This window comes from Janthinobacterium sp. FW305-128 (assembly GCF_020858135.1).
Lineage (GTDB): Bacteria > Pseudomonadota > Gammaproteobacteria > Burkholderiales > Burkholderiaceae_D > Janthinobacterium.
Window position 1 is genome coordinate 291383 of record NZ_JACYMK010000002.1, and the last position, 22371, is coordinate 313753.

Genomic DNA, 22371 nt, shown 5'->3' on the forward strand with positions numbered 1-22371 from the left:
TCCCTATGTTTTATAGTGAACTGGTGCCGAGGTCTTTTTGACCATTCTTGCAACAGCTTGGGGCGAGTGTGTTCTCCGAACCTTACGTCATGCTTGCTTGAAACTTACACCAAGCTTACAAATTACCGATCATTCCAACTTTGCGAACGACCGTACTTAAATGTGCTATTCTCATTCCGCAGACACCCCACCCAATAATATCCCCACAAGGAGACACAGCATGAATGAAGCCGTCATCGTATCGACCGCCCGCACGGGCCTGGCCAAGTCCTGGAAGGGCGCGTTCAACATGACGCATGGCGCCACCCTGGGCGGCCATGTGCTGGCGGCCGCCGTCGAGCGCGCGCGCATCGAGGCGGAAGAAGTGGAAGACGTGCTGGTCGGCTGCGCCTTCCCCGAAGGCGCCACGGGCGGCAATATCGCGCGCCAGGTGGCCTTGCGCGGCGGCTGCCCCGTCACCACGGCCGGCATGACCGTCAACCGCTTCTGTTCCTCGGGCTTGCAGGCCATCGCCCTGGCGGCGCAACGCATCATCGCGGGCGAAGGCGATATCTATGCGGCCGGCGGCGTGGAGTCGATTTCCTGCGTGCAAAATGAAATGAACACGCATATGTACAGGGAAGTCTGGCTGCAGCAGCACAAGCCGGAAGTCTACTGGCCCATGCTGCAGACGGCCGAAACCGTGGCCAAGCGCTACCAGATTTCGCGCGAGCGCCAGGATGCCTACGGTGCGCAAAGCCAGCAGCGCGCAGCAAGCGCCCAGGCGGCCGGCCTGTTCGACGCGGAAATCGTGCCGATGACCACCATCATGGGCGTGGCCGACAAGGCCAGCGGCATGCTGGTGTCGCGCGAAGTGACGATTGCCGCCGACGAAGGCATCCGTGCCGACACGACGTATGACGGCGTGGCGAAGATCCGCCCCGCCATGCCCGGCGGCGTCATCAGCGCCGGCAATGCCAGCCAGTTTTCCGACGGCGCGTCCATGGCCATCGTGATGAACTCGAAAGTGGCCGAAGCGAAAGGCCTGCAGCCGCTGGGCATCTTCCGCGGCTTTGCCGTGGCCGGCTGCGAACCCGATGAAATGGGTATTGGCCCCGTCTACGCGATTCCGAAACTGCTGAAAAAGGCGGGCTTGACGGTGGCCGACATCGGTCTGTGGGAACTCAACGAAGCGTTTGCCGTGCAAGTGCTGTATTGCGCCGACACCCTGGGCATCCCCATGGACCGCCTGAACGTGAACGGCGGCGCGATTGCCGTCGGCCACCCATACGGCGTGTCGGGTGCGCGCCTGACGGGTCACGCTTTGATCGAAGGCAAGCGTCGCGGCGTCAAATACGTGGTCGTCACCATGTGCATCGGCGGCGGGCAGGGCGCGGCCGGGCTGTTCGAAGTGCTGTGATGCTTGCTTGACAGCCAGTCTGCGGGCGGCCTGAGTGCCGCCCGTTTTCTTTTGCCGGTCACTTTCTGCAAGGCGCGCCGATAGCGGGTACAGTAATGGTTCATTAATAAACAAGCAGCTGCCACCATGCTCAAGCACATCGTTTTCTGGAAACTCAAAGACCACGCCGAAGGCGCCGACCGCGCCACGAATGCCCTGAAACTGAAAGCCCTGCTCGATTCCTGTTCGGATTTGGTCCCCGGCATCCTGAAATTCGAGGCAGCCGTGGCCCAGCCGGGCCTGGAAGCGACCTACGACATCGTCCTGTACAGCGAATTCGCCAGCCGCGAAGCGCTCGATGCCTACCAGAACCATCCCGAGCACGTGAAAATCAAGCCGTTTTTTGGCGCCGTGCGCGAAGCGCGGCAATGCATGGATTACGAAGTGTAGTGACACCGAACCAAACCTACTGCGCGTCGGTATAGGTGGCCTGCGATGCTCACCGTACTTCAGTACGGTTGCGCTTCTCGGCCACCTCTCCCTTCCGCTCGCTACGGTTTTGTTCGGTGTCGTGAATATCAATGTTAGCCATCAACTTTATTGACAGGAGCCTTCATGACCACCTACCAACGCATCGTCCTCGCCTCGCGTCCCACGGGAGAAGTGCAGCCGGATAACTTCCGTCTGGAAACCAAAGAAATTCCAGCCATCAAGGATGGTGAATTACTGGTGCGTAACCAGTATCTGTCCTTGGACCCCTACATGCGGGGGCGCATGAGCACGAATAAAAGCTATGCGGCGCCGCAAGCGCTCGATGAAACCATGATCGGCGGCACGGTGGGCGTGGTGCTGGAGTCGAAGCATCCAAAGTTCGCCGTGGGTGACACGGTGGTGGGGACCCTGGGCTGGACGGAAGTGGCCGTGTCGGATGGCACGATGCTGCGCAAGGTCGATACGACGCACATCCCCGCGTCGGCCTACCTGGGCGCCGTCGGCATGCCGGGCATGACGGCATGGTATGGCTTGAACCAGATCATGGCGCCGAAAGCGGGCGAAACGGTGGTCGTGTCGGCCGCCAGCGGCGCCGTGGGTAGCGTCGTGGGCCAGCTGGCGAAACTGAAAGGTTGCAGGGTCGTCGGCATCGCGGGCGGGGCGGAGAAGTGCGCGTATGTCGTCGACGAGCTGGGTTTTGATGCCTGCGTCGATTACAAGGCGGGCAACTTGGAAGCCGACCTGGCGGCTGCCACGCCGGACGGCATCGACGCCATCTTTGAAAACGTGGGCGGCGCCGTATTCGACGCGGCCCTTGCCCGCACCAACGCGTTTGGCCGCGTGGCCCTGTGCGGCTGGATAGCCGGCTACAACGGCGAACCGACGCCGCTCAACAATGCGCGCTTCATCCTCACCAACCGCCTCACCATGCGCGGTTTCATCGTTTCCGAGCAGCCGGAATTCTGGCCGCAAGGCTTGGCGGAGCTGGGTACCCTGGTGGCGACGGGCAAGCTGAAATTCCGCGAATCCGTGGCAGAGGGCCTGGCCAGCGCGCCCGAAGCCTTCATTGGCCTGTTGAAAGGCCGTAACTTCGGCAAGCAGCTGGTCAAGCTCAGCTGATCTCCCTCTCGAAAGGCAGGCCGTGCGACAATAACGGCCTGTTTCTTTCTACATTACACCATGACCAAGCACACCATCCGCCTCGGCGACTGGGCCACCCTGGGCCTTGATGCCACCGCCATCCGTTTTGAAGTCTTCGTCGATGAACAGAAAGTGCCGGCCGAGATCGAACTCGACGACATGGACGCCGTCTGCCTGCATGCCGTGGCCTATGACGACGCGGGCAACGCCGTCGGCACGGGCCGGCTATTGCCCGATGGCCACATCGGCCGCATGGCCGTGCGCCAGCCGGGCCGCGGCACGGGCGTGGGCGGCGCCATTTTGACCATGCTGATGGACAAGGCGCGCGAACGCGGCGATGCGGCGGTGGTGCTGAACGCGCAAACCGTGGCCGCGCCATTCTATGCGCGCCATGGTTTCGTGCAGCAGGGGGAACAATTTGAAGAGGCGGGGATTGCGCATGTGGAGATGCGGCTGGCGTTTTAACGGTGCTTCCGGTGTTGTCGGATTACGGCCTGCGGCCTAATCCGACCTACGCCGGCCTATGGCGGCTATGGCAGGTCGGGTTAGCGCGAAGCGCGTAACCCGACACCACCAGCACCATCAGGTGTTGTCGGATTACGGCCCTTCGGTCCTAATCCGACCTACGCCGGCTTGTGGCGGCTATGGCAGGTCGGGTTAGCGCGAAGCGCGTAACCCGACACCACCAGCACCATCAGGTGTTGTCGGATTACGGCCTGCGGCCTAATCCGACCTACGCCGGCTTGTGGCGGCTATGGTAGGTCGGGTTAGCGCGAAGCGTGTAACCCGACACCACCAGCACCATCAGTTCTGTGCGTGCGACTGGCGCCATTTATCGAGAATCACGGCCAGCACGATCACGACACCCTTGGCCACATACTGCCAGAACGACGACAGCCCCAGGATCGTCAAGCCGTTGTTCATCACGCCGATGATCAGGGCGCCGATGACGGTGCCCCAGACGGAACCGACGCCGCCCATCAGGCTCGTGCCGCCGAGCACGACGGCCGCGATGGCGTCCAGCTCATAACCCGTGCCCCAGTTGCCGTTGGCCGCATACAGACGGCTGGCCGACATGGCGCCGCCCAGGCCCGCGAACAGGCCGCTGATGGTGTAGACAAACATCAGCACGAGACCGACCTTGATGCCCGTCAAACGGGCCGCCTGGATATTGCCACCCACGGCGTAGATATGCAGGCCCAGGGTGGTCTTGCGCAAAATAAACCAGGTCAGCAGGACGACGGCGGCGGCCAGCCAGATCAGCCAGGGCACGGCCAGGAAGCTGCCGTTGCCCATCCATTCAAAGCTGGGAATTTCCGTGTTCAGCACGCTGGTGCCGTCGGCCAGCAGATAGGCCGCGCCGCGCAGGGCCGTCATGGTGCCCAGCGTCACGACGAAGGGGTTCAGGCCGACGAGGGCGACCAGCACGCCGTTCAGCGCGCCCAGCAGCAAGCCGACGATCAGAAACGCGGGAATCGAAAAGCCGGCGAACTGGGCAGACAAGGACATCAGCATGCCTGCCACGGCCGAGACGGCCAGCACGGAGCCGACCGATAAATCGATGCCGCTGGTCAGGATGACGAAAGTCATGCCCGAGGCCAGCACGATGTTGATCGACACCTGGCGGAAGATGTTCATGGTGTTGTTGCTGGTCATGAACGTGGACGTGCCGTCGGCCGAGAAATACACGGTCAGGCCATACATGGCCAGGTACAGCACGACCAGCACGGGCAGCATGCCCAGGCGGCGCATCAGGTTCGAGGCATTGAAGGGTTCGCCGGCGCGTGCCGCGCCGCGGGTGGTACTCGTTGTCATGGTCTATCTCCTGAATGATTATTCTTATGCCGCTTCCAGCTGGGTGGCGTAAGCGAGGATGTTTTCCTGCGTGATATCGTCGCCCGTCACTTCGCCCGTCAGGCGTCCTTCGCACATCACCATCACGCGGTCGCAGATGCCGACCAGCTCGGCCAGTTCGCTGGAAATGCACAGCACGGCCGTGCCCGCGTCCGCCAGCTGGTGGATGATCTTGTAGATTTCGCTCTTCGCGCCCACGTCCACGCCCCGCGTCGGTTCGTCGAGGATCAGCACCTTGGGCGCGATGGCCAGCCAGCGCGCCAGCAAGACTTTCTGCTGGTTGCCGCCAGACAATCCCCCCACGATGCCGTCCGGCCCCGAGACCTTGACGTTCAGGTTGGCAATCGCCTCGCGCGTGAGCTGGGTCAGGGCGCCACGGTTGACCACGCCCGCCGTCGCATGCCTGGACAGGATATTCATCGACATGTTTTCCATGGCCGACAACTGCATGAACAAGCCCAGGCTCTTGCGGTCTTCCGGCAGGTAGCCGATGCCGTGGCGTATCGCCGCCAGCGGCCGGTGGATGTGCACCTCCTGGCCGTCCAGCCACACTTGCCCCGATTGCTTCTTGTCGGCGCCAAAGATCAGCCGCGCCAGTTCCGTGCGGCCCGCGCCCACGAGTCCCGCCAGGCCCGTCACTTCGCCCGCATGCAGGGCGAACGAGGCGGGCTTGACCTTGCCGCCGCCCACGCTTTCCACGCGCAAGCGCTCGGCGCCGCGCGTGGTGCGGCGCTGGTGCGCATAAAAGTCGTCGGCGGGGCGGCCCACCATCATTTGCACGACTTTCTTTTGATCCAGTTCGTCCTTGCCCAGTTCGCCCACATAGGCGCCGTCGCGCAGCACCGTGATGCGGCGCGCCAGGCGTTCCACCTCGGCCATGCGGTGGCTGATGTAGAGCACGGCGAGACCTTTGTCGCGCTGCTCTTCGATGATGCGGAACAATTGTTCTGTTTCCCGGTCGGACAGGGCGGCAGTGGGCTCGTCCATGATCAGGATGCGGCTTTCGTGCACGAGGGCGCGGGCGATTTCCACCTGCTGCTGCTCGGCGATCGACAGAGTCGATACCATGGTGTCCGCGTCGAAGCGGGAACCGAGGTCGGCCAGGATGGCGTTCGTGCGCGCGCGCATTTCGCCGCCCTTGACGGTCCAGAACGGGCCTTGCGGTTCGCTGCCCATGAAGACGTTCTGCGCCACCGTCATGTTCTTGGCCACGCTCAGTTCCTGGTAAATCAGGTTGATGCCTAGGGCGCGGGCCTCGCCCGGGTTGCGGATCCTGATCGGCTTGCCGTCGAGAAGGATTTCACCCGCATCGGGCGTGTACACGCCCGAGAGGATCTTCATCAGGGTGCTCTTGCCGGCGCCATTCTCTCCCATCACGGCATGGATTTCGCCGCTGCGCACCGTCAGGTGCACGCCGCGCAACGCGCGCGTGGCGCCGAAGCGCTTCTCGATGCCGCGCATTTCAAAAATAATATTGTCGCTCATGACTGTCCTTCCTTGCTGGTGAAACTGGCGCCGCCCGCGAACTGGCCGGCGGCGCCACGTGGTTCAGGTCAGGCAGATCAGTTCTTTACCCAGCCCGTGTAGGTGGCGACGTTTTCCTTGGTGATGGCCGGGGTCGGCAACAGCACCATGGTCTGCTTCGGCGTACGGCCGTTCATGATGTCGTAGCCCATCTGCACGGCATCGGTCGCCATGCGGTACGGGTTTTGCGCCGAGGTGGCGGCAAACAGGCCGGCCTTGTTTTTCAGGGCGTTCTGGCCATCGGGCGCGCCATCGACGGCCGTGATCAGTTTCACGTCCGTACGCTTCGATTGCTTGATCGCCAGTTCGGCGCCGATGCCCGTCGGATCGTTGATGGCGAACACGCCGTCGATCTTCGGATGGGCCGTCAGCAGATTCGACATCACGGTCATGCCGCCGTCGCGGCTGCCGCCCGCGTTCTGGTTGTCGGACAGGATCTTGATATCCTTGAACGCGGCCAGGGTTTTCTTGCAGCCATTGACGCGGTCGATCACGGACGTGACGGGCGGGCCGTTGAGGATCACCACATTGCCCTTGCCGCCAATTTGCTTGGCCAGGTAGGCGCACGAGACGTCGCCGGCCATGGTGTTGTCGGACATCACGGTGGCCGAAGCGCCCACGGCGCCCACGTCGACGGCGATCACGACCACGCCCGCATTGCGCGCTTTCTTGATGGCCGGGGCGATGCCTTTGGAATCGACGGCGTTCAGGATGATGATGTCGGTCTTGTTGGCGATGAAGTTTTCGATCTGGTCCACCTGGGTGTTCAGGTCATACTTGCTGGACACCGTGGTGACTTTCACGCCGGGGCCGCCCAGCTTTTTCGCGCTTTCTTCCGCGCCGCGGCCGATGGCCACGAAAAACGGGTTGGCCAGGTCGCCCACGCTCACGCCGATCGATTTCAGCGGTTTGTCGGCGGCGAAGGCGCTGCAGGCGGCGGACAGCAGCAGGGTGGCGGTAATGACTTTTTTCATGAGGATCTCCAAGGGTTTTTATTGTAAAAACAAACGGTGCTACGGGTGAAAAACCGGGTGCAAACTTATTGGCTGCGTAATTTATCGATCATGGCATCGAGCTTGCCCGCATCGACGGCAAAGCCGCGGATGCCTTCGGCCAGCTTCTCGGTGGCCATCGCATCGTCGTTCAGGGCGTAGCGGAAGGCAGCCTCGTCGTAGGTGACGGCCGGCTGCGCCGCGCCCAGGTCGCTGCCCAGCGCGCGCTCGAACGGTTCGTTGGACGCTTCGAGTTTCGCCAGCAGATCCGGGCTGATGGTCAGCAAGTCGCAGCCGGACAGGGCCGTGATCTGCCCGACGTTGCGGAAGCTGGCGCTCATCACTTGCGTGGCGATGCCATGTTGCTTGTAGTAATTAAAGATGCGCGTGACCGATTGCACGCCTGGATCGTTGGACAGGCTGCGCGCCGCTTCGTCCCATGCCGCGCCCAGCGATTTTTTATGCCAGTCGTAGATGCGGCCCACGAACGGCGAAATCAGCCGCACCTTCGCGTCGGCGCAGGCGACGGCCTGGCAAAAGGCGAACAGCAGGGTCAGGTTGCAAAAGATGCCGTCTTTTTCCAGTTCGCGCGCGGCCTGGATGCCTTCCCAGGTGGCGGCGACCTTGATCAGCACGCGCTCGCGGCCAATGCCGGCTTGCTCGTACAGGGCGATCAGGCGGCGTCCGCGGGCCACGGTGGCGTCGCGGTCAAAGCTCAAACGGGCATCGACTTCCGTCGACACGCGGCCAGGCACCACTTTCAGGATTTCCAGGCCGAAGCGCACCAGCACCTGATCGACGATGTCGTCGAGCGAGGCATGCTTGTGGGCTGCGACCGTGCTTTCCAGCAAGGGCGCGTAATCGGGTTGCAGCACGGCTTTTAAAATCAGCGACGGATTGGTGGTGGCGTCTTGCGGCGCGAAACGGGCCAGTTGCAAAAAGTCGCCCGTGTCGGCGACGACGGTGCTGTGTTGCTTCAATTGTTGCAGCTGATTCATTGCTATTCCTTATCACTGAGTTGGTGCAGAGCTTGCACGGCTGGAAACAGGCTACGGTAGCGGCCGTAGCGGATGCTCAAGGCTGCGCTGTGCGCGGCATCGGGCAGGAAAGTGTTTTTGATGGGCAAGCCCTGCGTCAGCAGGCTGGCGTCGCCGATGGCCGCAAAGCCCAGCTTGGCCGCGCCCAGGCTGGCCGACAGTTCGCTGTTGTGCAGGGTGCGCATTTCGCGTCCCAGCACGTTGGCCAGCAGCTGCGCCCAGTACTGGCTGCGCGCGCCGCCGCCCACCAGCATGCAGTGGGGAACGACGGCACCCGTCGAGGTGACGGCCGCCATGGCATCGCGCAAGGCGAACGCCACGCCTTCGAGCACGGCGTAGCCGAGCTGCGCCGGCGTGCTGTCGTGGCCCAGTTGCAAAAAGGCGCCGCGCACTTGCGGGTCGTTATGCGGCGTGCGCTCGCCCGACAGATACGGCAGGAACAGCGGTGCGGACGGTGCGATGACAGTGTCGAGCGGCAAGCCCGCTTCCACGAGGGCCAGCAGGGCCGCCTCGTCGGGCTGGCCCAGCACGCCAGTGGCCCAGCGCAAACAGCTGGCGCCGGACAGGATCGCCCCCATCGCATACCAGCGGCCGGGCAGGGCGTGGCAAAAGCTGTGCACGCCGCCGGCCGGGTTGCCCAGCGGCTGCTCGGTGACGGACACGATGGCGGCGCTGGTACCGAGCGAAATGAAACTGTCGCCGCCGTTGACGGCGCCGATGCCCACGGCCGAGACGGGGTTGTCGCCCCCGCCACCGGCCACCACCACGTCCATCGGCAAGCCCAGCTGGTCTGCGATGGCGGCCTGCACGGTGCCCGTGGCCGCGTCGCCTTCGGCCAGCGCCGGCATCTGTTCGGGCACCAGGCCGCAGGCGGCCAGCATGGGCGCGAACCAGGCGCGAGCGGCCTCGTCCAGCCACAGGGTGCCGGCCGCGTCGGACATGTCGGTGACCTTGTTGCCCGTCAAGCGCAGGCGCAGATAGTCTTTCGGCGACAGCAGGCAGGCGACGGCGGCAAACGCGGCCGGCTCATGCTTTTGCAGCCACAGCAGTTTCGGCGCCGTCAGGCCCGCCATCGGCAGGCTGCCCGTCACGTCCGCGTAGGCGGGATAGTCGCGCGCCAGGCTCGCCGCTTCGGCTTCGGCGCGCGCATCGTTCCACAGGATGGCAGGGCGGATCACGTTGTCGTGACTGTCGAGCAGCACGGCGCCATGCATCTGGCCCGACAGGCCGATGCAGGCGATGCGGGTATATTCCTGCGGCCAGCCGGCGCGCAGCTGGCCCAGCGCGTTGACGCAGGCGGCCCACCAGTCCTGCGGCGACTGTTCGGACCAGCCCGGCTGCGGGCGGCTGGTATCGATGCGCACGGAGGCCTGGCCGCGCACGGTGCCCGTGCCGTCCATCAGCACGGTTTTCAGTTCGGAGGTACCGAGGTCGATACCGAGGGAAATCGCTGGATGCATATTCGATTACTGTAAAAGGTCAGGGGCAGCCGCACGAGTTGCGTACGCGCAAGGTCGGCGACAAACGCTGCACGTGCTGGGCGCGGCCCGGGTTGGCGATACGGTCGATCAACAGGTCGACGGCCATGGCGCCCAGCTCTTCGAGCGGCTGCGCCATCACGGTCAGGCGGGGGCTGAAGTAATCGGCCCAGTCGAAATCATCGAAGCCGGCCAGCGCCACGTCTTGTGGTACCGCAATCTGTGCGTCGCGCAAGGCGTGCATGGTGCCGATGGTCATCAGGTTATTGCCGGCCACGATGGCTGTCGGGCGCTGTCCGACGGGCAGAGCCAGCAACTCGCGCGTGGCCGCGCCGCTGCGCTCGAGGTTGGAGTCGCCCGAGCGCAGCAGGTCCGGGTCGAAGACGATATTGGCACGCTGCAAGGCCAGGCGGTAGCCTTCGATACGCTCGTGTGTCGTGGACAGGCCCGGTGCGCCGCTGATGAAGCCGATGCGGCGGTGGCCGTGGGCCGCGATCAGATGGCTGACCAGTTCGGCAGTCGCCTCGATGTTTTCCACGCCCACCTGGTCGAATGGTTGCGGCGACATGCGGTCGACCAGCACGGAAGCGATCTTGTTGCTGGTCAAGTAGTCGAGGGTGCGATGGTGCGAGTCGCCCGAAGGCGCCAGCACGATGCCGTCGACCCGGCGCTGGTGCAAGTTCTGCACCACCTTGAGTTCCTGTTCGGGATCGTCATGCGTATCGGAAAACAGCATCATCAAACCGTGGCGCGTGCAGGCCGCCTCGATGGCGCGCACGGTTTCACTGAAGTAATGATTGGTGAAAGCGGAAATGGCCACGCCGATGGTGCCCGACGAGGAGCCGGCCAGGGCGCGCGCCAGCATGTTCGGCACATAGCCGATCTGCTGCATGGCCGCGTTGACGGCGGCGACGGTTTTCGGGCTGACCTTGCGGGTGCCGTTGAGTACGTGCGAAACGGTCGACAACGATACGTCCGCCGCCCGCGCTACATCTTCCATGGTGGCCATGGTGTCTCCTGATGGTTTTATTCTTATTGTGTGCTGCGATAGTGTGCGGCTTTGTCGCCGCGTTGGAATCTATCGTAAACAAAAGAAAGCGCTTGCGCAAGCGCTTTCTTTTTTGTGCGGATGGGTGGATGGTGGGTTTTCGATGAGGATAGGGAAAGCTTGCGTAGGTCGGATTAGCGCGCCAGAGGCGCGCGTAATCCGACATCGGGGACGGTGGTGATGCAGGCTGAGGGCGCTGGTGTTGTCGGGTTACGCGCTTGCGCGCAAATGCAAGCGATTTCTTTTTTCTGCGCGGCGATGATGGATGGGTTTTCGATGAGGATAGGGAAAGCTTGCGTAGGTCGGATTAGCGCGCCGGAGGCGCGCGTAATCCGACATCGGGGACGGTGGTGATGCCGGTTGAGGGCGCTGGTGTTGTCGGGTTACGCGCTTGCGCGCTAACCCGACCTACTGGATCACCAGCTCATGCAATTCGCCGGGCGAGTCCGGGAACAGTTTCACCACAGTGGACGTGCGCGTGCCGTAGCCCGGTGTTTCGATGCAGACGGCGGACAGCACGCGCTCGAGGTCGAGCGGCACGCCCGTGTCGGGCAAGCGGAAGTCCGGGGCGCGCGTGGTGTCGGCCAGCATGTCGAAGTAGGCCTCGTCGGGCGCGCCCTGGCACAGCAGGCTGGCGAACTGGGCCTTGGTCTTCAGGACCTTCGGCCACGGCGCGTCGAGCAGGGCGTTCGACAGGCCGTAGATGCCCGGTTCCAATGGCTGGCCATTGCGCGCGTCGCCATCGCCGCGGTTGGAAAACCAGATCAGCGTAGTGGCATCGCCCAGCACCAGGTTAAAACCGTTGTAGGCTTTGCAGCCGGTGCGGATTTGCGCGATATAGTCTTGCGGCGACATGTTGCCGGCCAGATAGTCGGCCACCAGGGCGCCGCGCGAGGGAGCGTCCGGGTTGCGGTCTTGCGGGCTGCGAATGTTCGTGATGGCGGCAAAGCGCGAGCTGCCGCTGCCGGCCTGGGTGATGCCCATCCAGCTGCCGCCCGCTTGCAGGTCGCGGCCCGCATACACTTGCGGGTGTTCGGGCCAGGCGCCGGCGGGGGCGCTGGCGCGTTCATAGAATTCGTCGCGGTTGGCGGCGGCAATCAGCGGGATGTGCGGATTGACTTTCCAGGCAAAAACGATCAGGCACATGGGGGCAAATCCATGAACACTTCCGTATGGCGCGCGCCGGCCGTCAGGGCCAGCAAGCCCGCCTCCTCGGCGGCAGCGGCCAGCAATTCGGCAAAGCCTTCGCCGACGACGGGATAGATTTCCATCCACGTCTGCAAGCCATCCTTGGCTTCGGGGCGGCGCTTCAGTTGCGGCGCTACGCCGGACGCGGCCGCCAGCTTGGCCTGCAAGGCGCGGACCCTGGCTTCCAGCGCCTGGGCGTGCTCTTCCTTGACCTGATAATAAATGTACAAATCTTTCATGGCATTCTCACAAGTCGAGTGCGTCAAGCACGTAAGGCATGGGCAGGAAATGCACGGCCGCACCCTGGGCCGAGCCGTAGCGCACGGCGCCGGCGGCGCTTGAACCTTCTTCGATTGCCCCCAGTTTCATTTCAACGAGGGCGTCGATGCCGCCATCACCGTTGGGTGCGGCGTTGACGACCATGCCGCAAGGTTGCTCGGGGTCGCTGACGGCAAACAGTTCGCCGCCGGCCACGACGCTTGCGTCAGCGATGCTGACGAGGGTGGTGCGGCGCTTGAGCTTGCCCAGGTACTGGCTGCGCGCGACGATTTCCTGGCCCGGGTAGCAGCCTTTCTTGAAATTGACGCCGCCCAGCAGCTCGAAGTTGACCATCTGCGGCACGAACTGCTCTTGCGTGGCGGCCGTGATTTGCGGGATGCCCGCATAGATGTCCGACAATTGCCAGGCGTCATTGCCGCCCTTGGCCAGCTGTTGCGCCAATTGCGGCCACACGTCGCGCGCCGTGGCGGCGGACGTCAGCCATTCATAGCGGGGGCTGCCGAAGGCATCGGCCACGCGCAGCAGGGTGCCCAGCGCATGCTCGACTTTGCTGAACGGCGCGGCGGGCAGGGCGGGGAACCAGGCGGACAGGGCCGCGCCAGCTTGCTTGCCGCCGAGGCCGAGCATGACCTGGTTCGCTTCATCAACGGACGCATCGTGCAGCTTGGCCTTGGCGCGCAGCACGAACATCTGCAGGCGCTTCTGGATGGCGGGTTGTATGGCGCGCGGCAATTGCAGATAAATGGTGGTGGCGTTGCGCCACATCAGGAAACTGGCCAGCAGCCGGCCTTTCGGCGTGCAGTAGCCGGCCAGGCGCACTTGCTCCTGGTTCAGGTGCTCCACGTCATTGGTCAGCTGGCCGTGCAGGAAACTGGCTGCATCGTCGCCGTTCAAGCCGATCAAGCCCTGGTCCGTGATGGCCGCGACAAAACCTTCTTGCAGCTGGGACACTGTCAGGGACTGGCCGAAATCGGCGATAGGGGCGGCGGCGATGGGAGCGGTGCCGTCAGGCGCGCCCTCGGTGGCAGCGGGGCGGGCGCCTTGGGCAGTTAAAAATTGATTCCAGTTATTCATAATTTCCATTAGATCAGCGATTAAGCATTATCATTACGGGTTCATTATAGTGATGTCGCGCAGATTGCGTCGGCAGCGGCAAGATTGCCAGTGTTGGCGCCGCTTTGCGCGTACTTGCTTCACAAATGAACGATCATAACAAGCGCGCGCTGCCCGCCAGCGAGTGCATCACAAGAATCGGAACAATGGCTTTCTTTAAAAAACTTGTAGTCAGTTCAGTCATCGCCGCCATCGGCGTGGGCGGTACTTTTGTGTACTGGGCGCAGCAGCCCATCACCACGGACGGCGAAGCGATCCCGTTTACGATTGCGCCCGGCAGCGGCGCGCATGCGGCCGGCCAGCAGATCGCGGACGCGGGCGTGCCCATCGTGCCCATCCTGTTCAACATGCTGGCGCGCATCGAAGGCAAGACCTCGAAGATCAAGGCCGGTTCCTACGAGCTGAAGCCGGGCACGACGCCGCAGCGTCTGATCACGCAACTGGCGCGCGGCGAGTTCGCGCAGGAATCCTTGACCATCATCGAAGGCTGGACCTTCAGGCAGATGCGCATGGCCATGGCCAGCCATCCTGGTCTCAAGCACGATACCGTGGGCCTGTCCGACAAGGAACTGATGGCGAAGATCAGCCCCGAATATGTGCTGCCGGAAGGCTTGTTCTTCCCGGACACGTATCTGTTCGCCAAGGGCGCCAGCGAAATGCAGATTTTCAAGCAGGCGCACGCGGCCATGATAGGCCGCCTGTCCGAAGCGTGGTTCAAGCGCGATCCGGCCTTGCCATATAAAAACCCGTACGAGGCGCTGATCATGGCGTCCATCGTGGAAAAGGAAACGGGACAAAAGTCCGAGCGGGCCATGATCGCCGGCGTGTTCGTCAACCGTCTGAAGACGGGCATGCTGCTGCAGACGGATCCCACCGTGATCTATGGCATGGGCGACAACTACCAGGGCAAGATCCGCAAACGCGATCTGGAAGCGGACACCCCGTACAATACCTACACGCGCGGCGGCTTGCCGCCCACGCCGATCGCCCTGGCTGGCGCGCAATCGCTGACGGCGGCGCTGGCGCCGGCCCGCACGCAGGCGCTGTACTTCGTCGCGCGCGGCGACGGCACCAGCCAGTTCTCGGCCAACTTGCCCGACCATAACCGCGCCGTGAACCAGTACCAGCGCTAATATCCTTATCAGATCAAGAGTTTCATGACACAACACTATCAACCGCGCTTCATCACCTTCGAAGGCATCGACGGCGCGGGCAAGTCGACGCATATCGGCTTTGTTACCGATTACCTGCGGCAGCGGGGCGTGCGCCTCGTCTCGTCGCGCGAACCGGGCGGCACCAGCCTGGGCGAAAAGCTGCGCGAACTGCTGCTGCATGAAAAGATGCACCTGGAAACGGAAGCCTTGCTGATGTTCGCCAGCCGCCGCGAACACATCGCGCAAGTCATCGCGCCCGCCCTGGAACGGGGCGAGTGGGTCATTTCCGACCGCTTTACCGATGCCAGCTTCGCCTACCAGGGCGGCGGCCGGGGCATGGACTTGCGCAAGATGGAGCAGCTGGAAGCGTGGGTGCACCCGCATCTGCAGCCGGACATCACATTCCTGTTCGATGTGCCGCTGGCCGTGGCTAGAGCCCGCCTGGATGCGACGCGCGCACTGGATAAATTCGAGCAGGAGCGATCGGATTTCTTTGCCGCCACGCGCAACGAGTATTTGCGCCGCGCGGCCCAGTTCCCGCAGCGTTTCCGCATCATCGATTCCACGCAAAGCATTGCCGACATCCAGGTGCAGCTCGCGCAATTGCTTGATGTATTGCTTGCACAAAGCACTGTAGCGCGCTGATTTAAAAGAAGAAGATATGACCATTTCTCTGTATCCGTGGCAACAGGACGCGTGGCAGCAATTGCAAGCCTTGCGCCCGCGCATGCCGCACGCCATTTTGTTCCATGGCGCGCAAGGCATCGGCAAGGCCGACTTCATCGAGCATTTTGCGCAGGCGCTGCTGTGCGAAGACGTGCGCGCCGACGGCCATGCCTGCGGCGCCTGCGCCTCGTGCGGCTGGTTTAGCCAGGGCAACCATCCCGATTACCGCCGCGTGCGTCCGGAAGCGCTGGAAGACGAGGTGGCGGACGACGGCGAAGAGGGTGAAGGCGCGAAGAAAAGCGCCAAGACCAAGACGCCGTCGAAAGACATCAAGATCGAACAGATCCGCAACCTGGCCGACTTCATGAACATTTCCACGCACCGGCAAGGCTTGCGCGTGGTCGTGCTGTACCCGGCCGAGGCGCTCAATACGCCCGCCTCGAACGCCTTGCTGAAGACCCTGGAAGAGCCGCCGCCGGGCACCTTGTTCCTGCTGGCCTCGAACAGCCTGGACCGCCTGTTGCCGACGATTTTGTCGCGCTGCCGCAAATTTGCCTTGCCCATGCCCAGCCACGAGCAGGCTTTGACGTGGCTCAAGGCTCAAGGCTTGAACGATGCGGACAGCTGGCTGCGCGAGCAGGGCGGCGCGCCGCTGGCGGCGCTGGCCCAGTCCGAATCGGGTGGTCGCGAGGAAACGGAACAGTTGCTGCAAGTGCTGGCCAATCCCGGCGTGGAAGCGGCCCTGAAGGCGGCCGACAAACTGCAGAAGGCGCCGCTGGCGCCGCTCCTGGCATCGCTCCAGCGCTGGCTGTACGACGTGTTTTCCGTTAAATTGTCCGGCACCATCCGCTACTACCCGCGCCACCGGCGCGAACTGGAAGCGCTGGCCGGGCGCATCAACGTCAGCCGCCTGATGGCCGCCATCAAGGCCGCCAACGAGCGCCGGGCAATTGCCGAACACCCTTTGTCGCCCAAGCTGTTCCTCGAAGACATGCTGCTAGACTACGCGTCAAGTTGCCAATGAAATCAAGGGTTTGCGTTACTGAGTTAATGTAAATTATCTCTGCGCCGTTTGCCACGCTTGACCCCCGGTGTTACAGTCAAGGCACTGAACAGCAACGGAGGCGTGCATGCAACGAGTCACTGGCATCGGCGGCATCTTTTTCCAGGCGCAAGACCCGGCCGCGCTGCGCGCCTGGTACCAGCGTCACCTGGGTCTGGACGTGCAGCCCTGGGGCGGCGCCGCCTTCACCTGGACGGACGCCGCTGGCCAGCCCACGGCCGGCACCACCATCTGGTCCGTGGCAGCGCGGGACAGCGAGCAGTTCGCGCCCGGCAAGGCTTCCTTCATGGTCAATTACCGGGTCGATGACCTCGATGCGCTGCTGCAAGCGCTGCGCGACGAAGGCTGTAATGTGCTGGACAAGGCGCCGGACTCGGCATACGGCCAGTTCGGCTGGGTTATCGATCCCGAGGGCAACAAGGTGGAACTGTGGCAGCCGCCAGAAGGGCAGTAGGCGGGGCAATAGGCGAAACCTGCGCCATTCAGCGATAATACCGGCTCAGATAACGATCCCTATTGATTATGCGCGACATTATTGCTGGCTTCCTACGTTTCCAAAAAGAGGTTTTTCCTGAGCGCCGCGAGTTGTTCAAGACCCTGGCCACGGGACAAACCCCGAAGGCCCTGTTCATTTCCTGCTCGGACAGCCGCATGGTGCCGGAACTGGTGACGCAGCGCGAACCGGGCGAACTCTTCGTGATCCGCAACGCGGGCAACATCGTGCCTTCGTACGGCCCGGAGCCGGGCGGCGTCAGCGCCACGGTGGAATTTGCCGTGTCCGCCCTGAACGTGAGCGACATCGTCATTTGCGGCCATTCCGATTGCGGCGCGATGAAGGCGATCGCCACCTGCGCCTGCCTCGATCACATGCCGGCCGTGCGCAGCTGGCTGCACCATGCGGATGCTGCGCGCATGATCAACGAATCGGTCGACCATCCGACGGAGCAGTCGCGCATCGACGGCATGGTGCGCGCCAACGTGGTCGCGCAACTCAATAACCTGCGCACCCATCCCTCGGTGGCGCTGGCCATGGCGCAACATCGCCTGACCCTGCATGGCTGGGTGTACGACATCGAGAACGGTTCGCTCGACGCGCTCGACGAATCGACCGGCAACTTCGTTCCGCTCGCGGAACATCCGGCCTCGCAGATGTAATCGGCTGCCAGCATCCGAACCGCCCCGGCAGGGGATGCGCGCCGCCGCCGTTCCCCTGCCAGTTTTTGCTCCCTCCGGTACAATCCCGCCTTATGTATATCGATTCCCATTGCCATATCAATTTCCCCGAGCTGGCTGCTCGCATGCCCGAGATCCTCGCCAAGATGGCCGAGAACAAGGTGACGCACGCACTGTGCGTGTCCGTCGACTTGCCGGACTTCCCGCAGGTGCTGGCCCTGGCCGAGCAGTATCCGCATATCTTTGCCTCCGTTGGCGTGCATCCCGATTACGAGGACACGCCTGAACCGTCCGTGGACGACCTGGTGCGCCTGGCCGACCATCCGAAGATCATCGCCATCGGCGAGACGGGCCTCGATTATTTCCGCCTGACGGGTGACCTCGAGTGGCAGCGCGAGCGTTTCCGCACTCACATCAAAGCTTCAAGAATCACCCGTAAACCCTTGATTATTCACACAAGAGCGGCCAGCGAAGACACGATACGCATCATGCGCGAAGAGGGCGCGGGCGTGGCCGACGGCGGCGTGGCCGGCGTCATGCATTGCTTTACGGAATCGCTGGAAGTGGCGCGCGCCGCCATCGATATGGGTTTCTATATCTCGTTTTCCGGCATCGTCACGTTCAAGAGCGCCAAGGATTTGCAGGCCGTGGCGCTGGAAGTGCCGCTCGAGCGCATCCTCATCGAGACGGATTCGCCGTACCTGGCGCCCGTGCCGTTCCGCGGCCGCATGAACGAACCGGGCTACGTGGCCCACGTGGCCGAGTACCTGTCGACCCTGAAAGGCATTCCCCTGGACCAGGTGGCGAAACAGACGACGGACAATTTCTTCAAGCTATTCAATCAGTTGCCGTAACTTCTTAAGGTCCGACATGATGAAAAAACTCGCTGCGGCGATGCTGCTGTGCTGGACGGCGGCCGGCCAGGCGGCGCCGGAACCGGATGCCTTCTTCCGCGCCGTCTCCGTCAACAACGACAGCGGCGTGCGCGGCATGCTGGCTGACGGCATGAATCCGAACCAGCCTGACGCGCAGCGCGGCGACATTCCGCTCGTGCTGGCCTTGCGCGACGATGCTGACCGGGTTTTCCAGGTGCTGCTCGACGCTCCCGGCATTGATATCGAGGCCCGTTCGGCCAACGGCAACACGGCGCTGATGATGGCCGCCTACAAGCACAAGCTGGACGCGTTGAACGCCTTGCTGGCCAAGGGGGCCAAGGTCAACCAGAGCGGCTGGACGGCGCTCCACTATGCGGCCTCGGCGGGTGACTTGCCCATCATGAAGATATTGCTCGACCGCGACGCCGTCGTTGATGCGCGCGCGCCTGCCAATATCACGCCGCTGATGTTTGCCGCCCGCGAAGGACAGGAGGGCGCCGTCAAGCTGCTGTTGTCCTGGGGCGCGGACGCCAGCCTGAAAAGCGACCATGGCTGGACGGCCGTGCAGTTCGCCCAGGCCGGCGACAAGCCGGGCGTGGTCGCCATCATCGAAGCGGCCCAGAAGGCGCGCGCTGCCCGTAAATAGTCGTTCTGATAATATTTTCCATGCCAGCGCTGAAACTGGCATGGAATTGCCTCTCACCTCAGCCCTTTGTTCTCCCTGGCGATTAACGATAATGATCGTGTCGCATTAATCAGGAGATTGTTCGCATGGGCCATCACACCACCGTCAGGCGCCGGCTGTATTGTCGCCGCCCCTCGCGCAGCCCGTGCGATATCACTGCTTTCTGGAATGACAAAACCGATCGGCCATCGGAGCCAGACTCCAAGAGGACAGACATGCTGAATGAACGAGAAATCGAGAGTTGTTACCTGGGGCAATTTATCCCCGTCCATTACCATCACAATATGTTGATGGACCAGAACCGCATGCACGGGTTCAAGTCGGCGATCGATTACGCGGTGAAACCCGGCATGAAGGTGCTGGAGCTGGGCGGCGGCACGGGCGTGCTGTCGTGGTTTGCGGCAGCGCGCGCCGACAAGGTCTGGTGCGTGGAGTTCAATCCGGACATGGTCAAGGAAGCGCGCAAGATGCTGGCGCTCAATCCCAACGGTGAAAAAGTCGAAGTCGTCCATGCGGACGCCTTCGAATACCTGCCGCCCGAGCCCGTTGACGTGGTCATCTGCGAAATGATCCATGTAGGCATGCTGCGCGAAAAGCAGGTGGAAGTGATCGAATCGTTCAAGCGCCGCTACCTGGCCCGCTTCGGCGGCCCGCTGCCCATCTTCCTGCCCGAGGCCGTCATCATGGCCGTGCAGCCAATGCAGCAGGAATACGATTTCGAGGGGTTTTATGCGCCCATCGTGCAATTCCAGGAAACCACGGCCATCCACCCGGGCGTGCTGGAACTGGCGCCGCCGTCCGTCTACAGCATCATCGACTTCAGCCAGCCGACGGACAGCGTGTTCGGCTTCGACGGCAAGTTCGTCGTCGAGCGCAGCGGCACCTTGAACGCCTTGCGTTTCGTCACCAAGAATATCCTGGCCGTCGTGCCCGAGCGCTCGACCACCATCGACTGGCTGAACCACTACATGTGCCTGCCGCTGGCCGCGCCGATCGCCGTGAAGGCGGGCGACGTGCTGCAGGTGAGCTTCCAGTACCGCGCGGGCGGCTCGATCCCCTCGCTGGAAACGTCGATCCGCGCGCAGGTGATCTATGACGTGAATCTGCAGCCTGCCACGCAGAACGCCGTCTACGCCTGAGTATCATTGATTTAAAGATAACGCCGCAGCGATTTCATCCTGCGGCGTTTGTCCATTCAGGGTATATTCCGTCCTTTACCACCGGACAGCTTTATTATCATGGAACAGATCGATCAGCGTTACCTCGTGCAACAGAACAAAATCAGCGACGGCGAGACCAAGCCGCCCGTGTTTGCCAAGGTAATGCGCAGCAAGGAAGGCGTGTTTGAAGGCGTGTCCTTCATCAAGTCGAAGGACAAGGCCTCCATCCTGACCATCGAAGAGGCCAACCAGGCCATCAAATGGGCTGCCAGCAAGAAGCCGAACGCGCATGAATACATCACGAAAGTGATTTGCGTCGGCCAGTAAGCCCCCGTTCATTCCCGTTTTTGTACCGTTCATCCCCGTAGCACGCAGTTCGTCGCACGGCCGTTGCCGCCCCCGCGGCGCTTGGCTATAGTGCCGTCACGGTAGCGGGGCAAGCACGGCTTGCTCCGCACATTTCATTCGAGGGGAACGCGATGCTGGGATTCGTGCTGTGGCTGCTGCTCTTGCTGGTGTGCTGGCCCCTGGCCTTGCTGGCTCTCGTGCTGTATCCGCTGGCCTGGCTGCTGTTGCTGCCATTTCGCCTGATCGGCATCGGCGTGGAAGGTGTGTTCGAATTGCTGCGCGCCATCGTCATGCTGCCGGCCCGGGTGCTCGGTGGCGGGCGGCATTAAACTGGATTCCCCATAAAAAATGGCGCCGTCGGCGCCATTTTTTATGCGTGTACTGCTTACAGGTCGACCATGAAACCGGCGCCGATCGATTTCTGCGAATAGTTATAGTCGATCAAGCTCTGGCCATAGCCGGAGAACAGCTGCAGATAGCCTTTCAGGTTGGCCTTCAATGGGAAAGCCCAGCTTGCCTGCATCGAGCCATGCTTCTTGCTGAAATTGCGGCGCGCCGTCACCGCGTATTCATGGCCCTTGTTGCGGTAGCTCACGCGCAAGTCGCCATGTCCCATGTAATCGGTGATGTCGATATTGTCGTTGTCCGTCGCGCTGTTGTCGAGGCGGTGCCAGATGCGGCCCGTGACGGCCAGGTTGTCTTTTTCCACGCCCAGTTCCGCATACACGCGGTTCCAGCTGCGCGACAGGGTCGAGGTCTGGCCATTCGACTGGTGCACGAGGCCCAGGTTCAGGTAATTGAATTCCAGGCCCGCGAAATTCTTGTTGATCGGCAAGATCAGCATCAGCTCCGGCTGGTAGTTGGTCTCGCGGAAGGGGCTCGAAGCCTTGCGGTTATACGCCTGCCAGAAACTTTGCTGCGTGTAGCCGAACCACATGTCGATGGGCGTGCCGGCGATGTCTTCCAGCAGTTTCATCTTGAAACTCAGCTGGAAGGTCAATTCCACGTGCTGGCTCTTGATGCCGGCCGGCGTGAAATCCTGGAACGGTTCGTCGTTCGAGGCGTCGCTGTAATTGGCCAGCAACAGATAAGTGTCGCGGTGCGGGCGGAAGTTGAACAGGCCCCGCTTCGAAGCGTCGTTCAGTTCCCACGATTGCTGGGTGCGCGAAATCGGTGCTTCCGGCGGCGCCGCGCCAGCCTGCGCGATGGCGGGGATGGCGGCGTTGACGGCTTCCGGCGTGGCCACGCCCGGCGGGCTGACGGGCGTGATGGGGGCGACCTCGGCAGCCGCTGCCAGGGCCACGGCAGCCGTGGCAGGATCGCCGCCGGCGGCGATGGTCGCTTTTTCCGCCGCTTTGGCCAGGGTGTCGAAGCAGCCCAGGCGGGCGCTGGCGTCACCAAGCACGGCGCAACGCTGCATTTGCTGTTCCAGTTCGCCGGCCATGGCCAGCGCCGGCGACGCCAGCAGGGAGGAGAGGATTATTTTTCTTAGTTGGATGGTCATAGGCTGAGTGGGGCATGTCATTCGGTGCGCACCTGGGCTGCATGCCGGCGGCGTCGCCTTGCACGGTAATTCACCGTGCGTATTGATTTTGATTAATCTTTGCTGGATTAATAAAGTTGAAAGTATAGCCGAAACTCTTATTTGTCCTGTGCAACGCGCGTGCGCGTTAATGTCAGTGTTGCGCGCATGGTAAAAACCGGTTACCCGCCACCGCCAAAAT

At 62.7% G+C, this 22371-nt stretch carries 24 protein-coding genes; 14 read left to right on the plus strand and 10 right to left on the minus strand.

Going from position 1 to position 22371, the window contains the following annotated elements:
• Positions 1–220 precede the first annotated feature (220 nt).
• The 4 genes from IGS60_RS06125 to IGS60_RS06140 all read left to right on the plus strand — a co-directional run bounded on the left by IGS60_RS06125 (position 221) and on the right by IGS60_RS06140 (position 3475).
• Positions 221–1399, plus strand: coding sequence for an acetyl-CoA C-acyltransferase (locus tag IGS60_RS06125; RefSeq protein WP_230503033.1), 1179 nt, complete (start codon positions 221–223; stop codon positions 1397–1399).
• A 126-nt stretch (positions 1400–1525) separates the two neighbouring features.
• On the plus strand, positions 1526–1828 hold the full coding sequence (locus IGS60_RS06130) for a Dabb family protein (RefSeq protein WP_121669537.1): 303 nt from the start codon (positions 1526–1528) through the stop codon (positions 1826–1828).
• Between the two features lie 165 nt (positions 1829–1993).
• The gene (locus IGS60_RS06135; protein ID WP_230503034.1) at positions 1994–2989 is read left to right on the plus strand and encodes an NADP-dependent oxidoreductase; all 996 of its coding nucleotides are present in this window, start codon (positions 1994–1996) and stop codon (positions 2987–2989) included.
• A 60-nt stretch (positions 2990–3049) separates the two neighbouring features.
• Positions 3050–3475: a GNAT family N-acetyltransferase gene (locus IGS60_RS06140; RefSeq protein ID WP_230503035.1), complete on the plus strand. Its 426-nt coding sequence runs from the start codon at positions 3050–3052 to the stop codon at positions 3473–3475.
• A gap of 339 nt (positions 3476–3814) precedes the next feature.
• Here IGS60_RS06140 and IGS60_RS06145 read toward each other — a convergent pair whose 3' ends face one another.
• From IGS60_RS06145 to IGS60_RS06185, 9 genes are all read right to left on the minus strand, one after another.
• Positions 3815–4825 carry a ribose ABC transporter permease gene (locus tag IGS60_RS06145; RefSeq protein ID WP_070218357.1) on the minus strand — a complete coding sequence of 337 codons (1011 nt, stop codon included), beginning with the start codon at positions 4823–4825 and terminating at the stop codon, positions 3815–3817.
• Between the two features lie 24 nt (positions 4826–4849).
• Entirely contained in the window at positions 4850–6349 is a 1500-nt protein-coding gene (locus tag IGS60_RS06150; RefSeq protein ID WP_230503036.1) for a sugar ABC transporter ATP-binding protein, read from the minus strand.
• 77 nt (positions 6350–6426) lie between these two features.
• The gene (locus IGS60_RS06155; protein ID WP_230503037.1) at positions 6427–7362 is read right to left on the minus strand and encodes an ABC transporter substrate-binding protein; all 936 of its coding nucleotides are present in this window, start codon (positions 7360–7362) and stop codon (positions 6427–6429) included.
• A 65-nt stretch (positions 7363–7427) separates the two neighbouring features.
• The gene (tal, locus tag IGS60_RS06160) at positions 7428–8378 is read right to left on the minus strand and encodes a transaldolase (RefSeq protein WP_230503038.1); all 951 of its coding nucleotides are present in this window, start codon (positions 8376–8378) and stop codon (positions 7428–7430) included.
• 2 nt (positions 8379–8380) lie between these two features.
• Positions 8381–9865, minus strand: a complete 1485-nt coding sequence (xylB, locus tag IGS60_RS06165; RefSeq protein ID WP_368858612.1) for a xylulokinase — start codon at positions 9863–9865, stop codon at positions 8381–8383.
• Positions 9866–9896: 31 nt separating this feature from the next.
• On the minus strand, positions 9897–10904 hold the full coding sequence (locus IGS60_RS06170; protein ID WP_230503040.1) for a LacI family DNA-binding transcriptional regulator: 1008 nt from the start codon (positions 10902–10904) through the stop codon (positions 9897–9899).
• Positions 10905–11351: 447 nt separating this feature from the next.
• Complete coding sequence (locus IGS60_RS06175; RefSeq protein ID WP_230503041.1) at positions 11352–12089, minus strand: NRDE family protein; 738 nt, start codon at positions 12087–12089, stop codon at positions 11352–11354.
• A complete protein-coding gene (locus IGS60_RS06180; protein ID WP_230503042.1) occupies positions 12080–12370 on the minus strand; it encodes a DUF4936 family protein in 291 nt (96 codons plus the stop codon). Before IGS60_RS06180 ends, IGS60_RS06175 begins: the two co-directional genes overlap by 10 nt.
• 7 nt (positions 12371–12377) lie before the next feature.
• Positions 12378–13493: a folate-binding protein YgfZ gene (locus tag IGS60_RS06185; protein WP_230503043.1), complete on the minus strand. Its 1116-nt coding sequence runs from the start codon at positions 13491–13493 to the stop codon at positions 12378–12380.
• 176 nt (positions 13494–13669) lie between these two features.
• Here IGS60_RS06185 and mltG point away from each other — a divergent pair, with 176 nt between their 5' ends.
• From mltG to IGS60_RS06235, 10 genes are all read left to right on the plus strand, one after another.
• A complete protein-coding gene (gene mltG / locus IGS60_RS06190) occupies positions 13670–14656 on the plus strand; it encodes an endolytic transglycosylase MltG (protein ID WP_099408553.1) in 987 nt (328 codons plus the stop codon).
• Between the two features lie 24 nt (positions 14657–14680).
• Positions 14681–15322, plus strand: a complete 642-nt coding sequence (gene tmk, locus IGS60_RS06195) for a dTMP kinase (protein WP_230503044.1) — start codon at positions 14681–14683, stop codon at positions 15320–15322.
• A gap of 16 nt (positions 15323–15338) precedes the next feature.
• Positions 15339–16367, plus strand: coding sequence for a DNA polymerase III subunit delta' (locus tag IGS60_RS06200; protein ID WP_230503045.1), 1029 nt, complete (start codon positions 15339–15341; stop codon positions 16365–16367).
• 106 nt (positions 16368–16473) lie between these two features.
• Positions 16474–16860 carry a VOC family protein gene (locus IGS60_RS06205; protein WP_230503046.1) on the plus strand — a complete coding sequence of 129 codons (387 nt, stop codon included), beginning with the start codon at positions 16474–16476 and terminating at the stop codon, positions 16858–16860.
• 68 nt (positions 16861–16928) lie between these two features.
• The gene (locus IGS60_RS06210; protein WP_034756156.1) at positions 16929–17561 is read left to right on the plus strand and encodes a carbonic anhydrase; all 633 of its coding nucleotides are present in this window, start codon (positions 16929–16931) and stop codon (positions 17559–17561) included.
• A gap of 92 nt (positions 17562–17653) precedes the next feature.
• Positions 17654–18433, plus strand: a complete 780-nt coding sequence (locus IGS60_RS06215; RefSeq protein WP_230503047.1) for a TatD family hydrolase — start codon at positions 17654–17656, stop codon at positions 18431–18433.
• A 16-nt stretch (positions 18434–18449) separates the two neighbouring features.
• Positions 18450–19100 (plus strand): ankyrin repeat domain-containing protein, encoded by a 651-nt coding sequence (locus IGS60_RS06220; RefSeq protein ID WP_230503048.1) that lies wholly within the window; start codon positions 18450–18452, stop codon positions 19098–19100.
• A gap of 254 nt (positions 19101–19354) precedes the next feature.
• Positions 19355–20278 (plus strand): methyltransferase domain-containing protein, encoded by a 924-nt coding sequence (locus IGS60_RS06225; protein ID WP_230503049.1) that lies wholly within the window; start codon positions 19355–19357, stop codon positions 20276–20278.
• Between the two features lie 99 nt (positions 20279–20377).
• Positions 20378–20626: a hypothetical protein gene (locus tag IGS60_RS06230; RefSeq protein ID WP_070218342.1), complete on the plus strand. Its 249-nt coding sequence runs from the start codon at positions 20378–20380 to the stop codon at positions 20624–20626.
• 152 nt (positions 20627–20778) lie between these two features.
• Positions 20779–20976, plus strand: a complete 198-nt coding sequence (locus IGS60_RS06235) for a hypothetical protein (RefSeq protein WP_070218341.1) — start codon at positions 20779–20781, stop codon at positions 20974–20976.
• A 56-nt stretch (positions 20977–21032) separates the two neighbouring features.
• On the opposite strand, the gene IGS60_RS06240 is transcribed toward IGS60_RS06235, so the two are convergent.
• The gene (locus IGS60_RS06240) at positions 21033–22151 is read right to left on the minus strand and encodes a phospholipase A (protein WP_230503050.1); all 1119 of its coding nucleotides are present in this window, start codon (positions 22149–22151) and stop codon (positions 21033–21035) included.
• Between the last annotated feature and the right edge of the window lie 220 nt (positions 22152–22371).

What these genes read in the sequence shown, in the direction of transcription:
- IGS60_RS06210 (WP_034756156.1), top strand. Translation starts at nt 16,929, where the DNA reads ATGCGCGACATTATTGCTGGCTTCCTACGTTTCCAAAAAGAGGTTTTT.
- IGS60_RS06215 (WP_230503047.1), top strand. Translation starts at nt 17,654, where the DNA reads ATGTATATCGATTCCCATTGCCATATCAATTTCCCCGAGCTGGCTGCT.
- tal (WP_230503038.1), bottom strand. Translation starts at nt 8,378, where the DNA reads ATGAATCAGCTGCAACAATTGAAGCAACACAGCACCGTCGTCGCCGAC.
- IGS60_RS06145 (WP_070218357.1), bottom strand. Translation starts at nt 4,825, where the DNA reads ATGACAACGAGTACCACCCGCGGCGCGGCACGCGCCGGCGAACCCTTC.
- IGS60_RS06125 (WP_230503033.1), top strand. Translation starts at nt 221, where the DNA reads ATGAATGAAGCCGTCATCGTATCGACCGCCCGCACGGGCCTGGCCAAG.
- IGS60_RS06200 (WP_230503045.1), top strand. Translation starts at nt 15,339, where the DNA reads ATGACCATTTCTCTGTATCCGTGGCAACAGGACGCGTGGCAGCAATTG.
- IGS60_RS06130 (WP_121669537.1), top strand. Translation starts at nt 1,526, where the DNA reads ATGCTCAAGCACATCGTTTTCTGGAAACTCAAAGACCACGCCGAAGGC.
- IGS60_RS06135 (WP_230503034.1), top strand. Translation starts at nt 1,994, where the DNA reads ATGACCACCTACCAACGCATCGTCCTCGCCTCGCGTCCCACGGGAGAA.
- IGS60_RS06170 (WP_230503040.1), bottom strand. Translation starts at nt 10,904, where the DNA reads ATGGCCACCATGGAAGATGTAGCGCGGGCGGCGGACGTATCGTTGTCG.
- IGS60_RS06185 (WP_230503043.1), bottom strand. Translation starts at nt 13,493, where the DNA reads ATGGAAATTATGAATAACTGGAATCAATTTTTAACTGCCCAAGGCGCC.
- IGS60_RS06235 (WP_070218341.1), top strand. Translation starts at nt 20,779, where the DNA reads ATGCTGGGATTCGTGCTGTGGCTGCTGCTCTTGCTGGTGTGCTGGCCC.
- IGS60_RS06180 (WP_230503042.1), bottom strand. Translation starts at nt 12,370, where the DNA reads ATGAAAGATTTGTACATTTATTATCAGGTCAAGGAAGAGCACGCCCAG.
- IGS60_RS06225 (WP_230503049.1), top strand. Translation starts at nt 19,355, where the DNA reads ATGCTGAATGAACGAGAAATCGAGAGTTGTTACCTGGGGCAATTTATC.
- IGS60_RS06150 (WP_230503036.1), bottom strand. Translation starts at nt 6,349, where the DNA reads ATGAGCGACAATATTATTTTTGAAATGCGCGGCATCGAGAAGCGCTTC.
- IGS60_RS06205 (WP_230503046.1), top strand. Translation starts at nt 16,474, where the DNA reads ATGCAACGAGTCACTGGCATCGGCGGCATCTTTTTCCAGGCGCAAGAC.
- IGS60_RS06240 (WP_230503050.1), bottom strand. Translation starts at nt 22,151, where the DNA reads ATGACCATCCAACTAAGAAAAATAATCCTCTCCTCCCTGCTGGCGTCG.
- tmk (WP_230503044.1), top strand. Translation starts at nt 14,681, where the DNA reads ATGACACAACACTATCAACCGCGCTTCATCACCTTCGAAGGCATCGAC.
- mltG (WP_099408553.1), top strand. Translation starts at nt 13,670, where the DNA reads ATGGCTTTCTTTAAAAAACTTGTAGTCAGTTCAGTCATCGCCGCCATC.
- IGS60_RS06230 (WP_070218342.1), top strand. Translation starts at nt 20,378, where the DNA reads ATGGAACAGATCGATCAGCGTTACCTCGTGCAACAGAACAAAATCAGC.
- IGS60_RS06220 (WP_230503048.1), top strand. Translation starts at nt 18,450, where the DNA reads ATGATGAAAAAACTCGCTGCGGCGATGCTGCTGTGCTGGACGGCGGCC.
- IGS60_RS06140 (WP_230503035.1), top strand. Translation starts at nt 3,050, where the DNA reads ATGACCAAGCACACCATCCGCCTCGGCGACTGGGCCACCCTGGGCCTT.
- IGS60_RS06155 (WP_230503037.1), bottom strand. Translation starts at nt 7,362, where the DNA reads ATGAAAAAAGTCATTACCGCCACCCTGCTGCTGTCCGCCGCCTGCAGC.
- IGS60_RS06175 (WP_230503041.1), bottom strand. Translation starts at nt 12,089, where the DNA reads ATGTGCCTGATCGTTTTTGCCTGGAAAGTCAATCCGCACATCCCGCTG.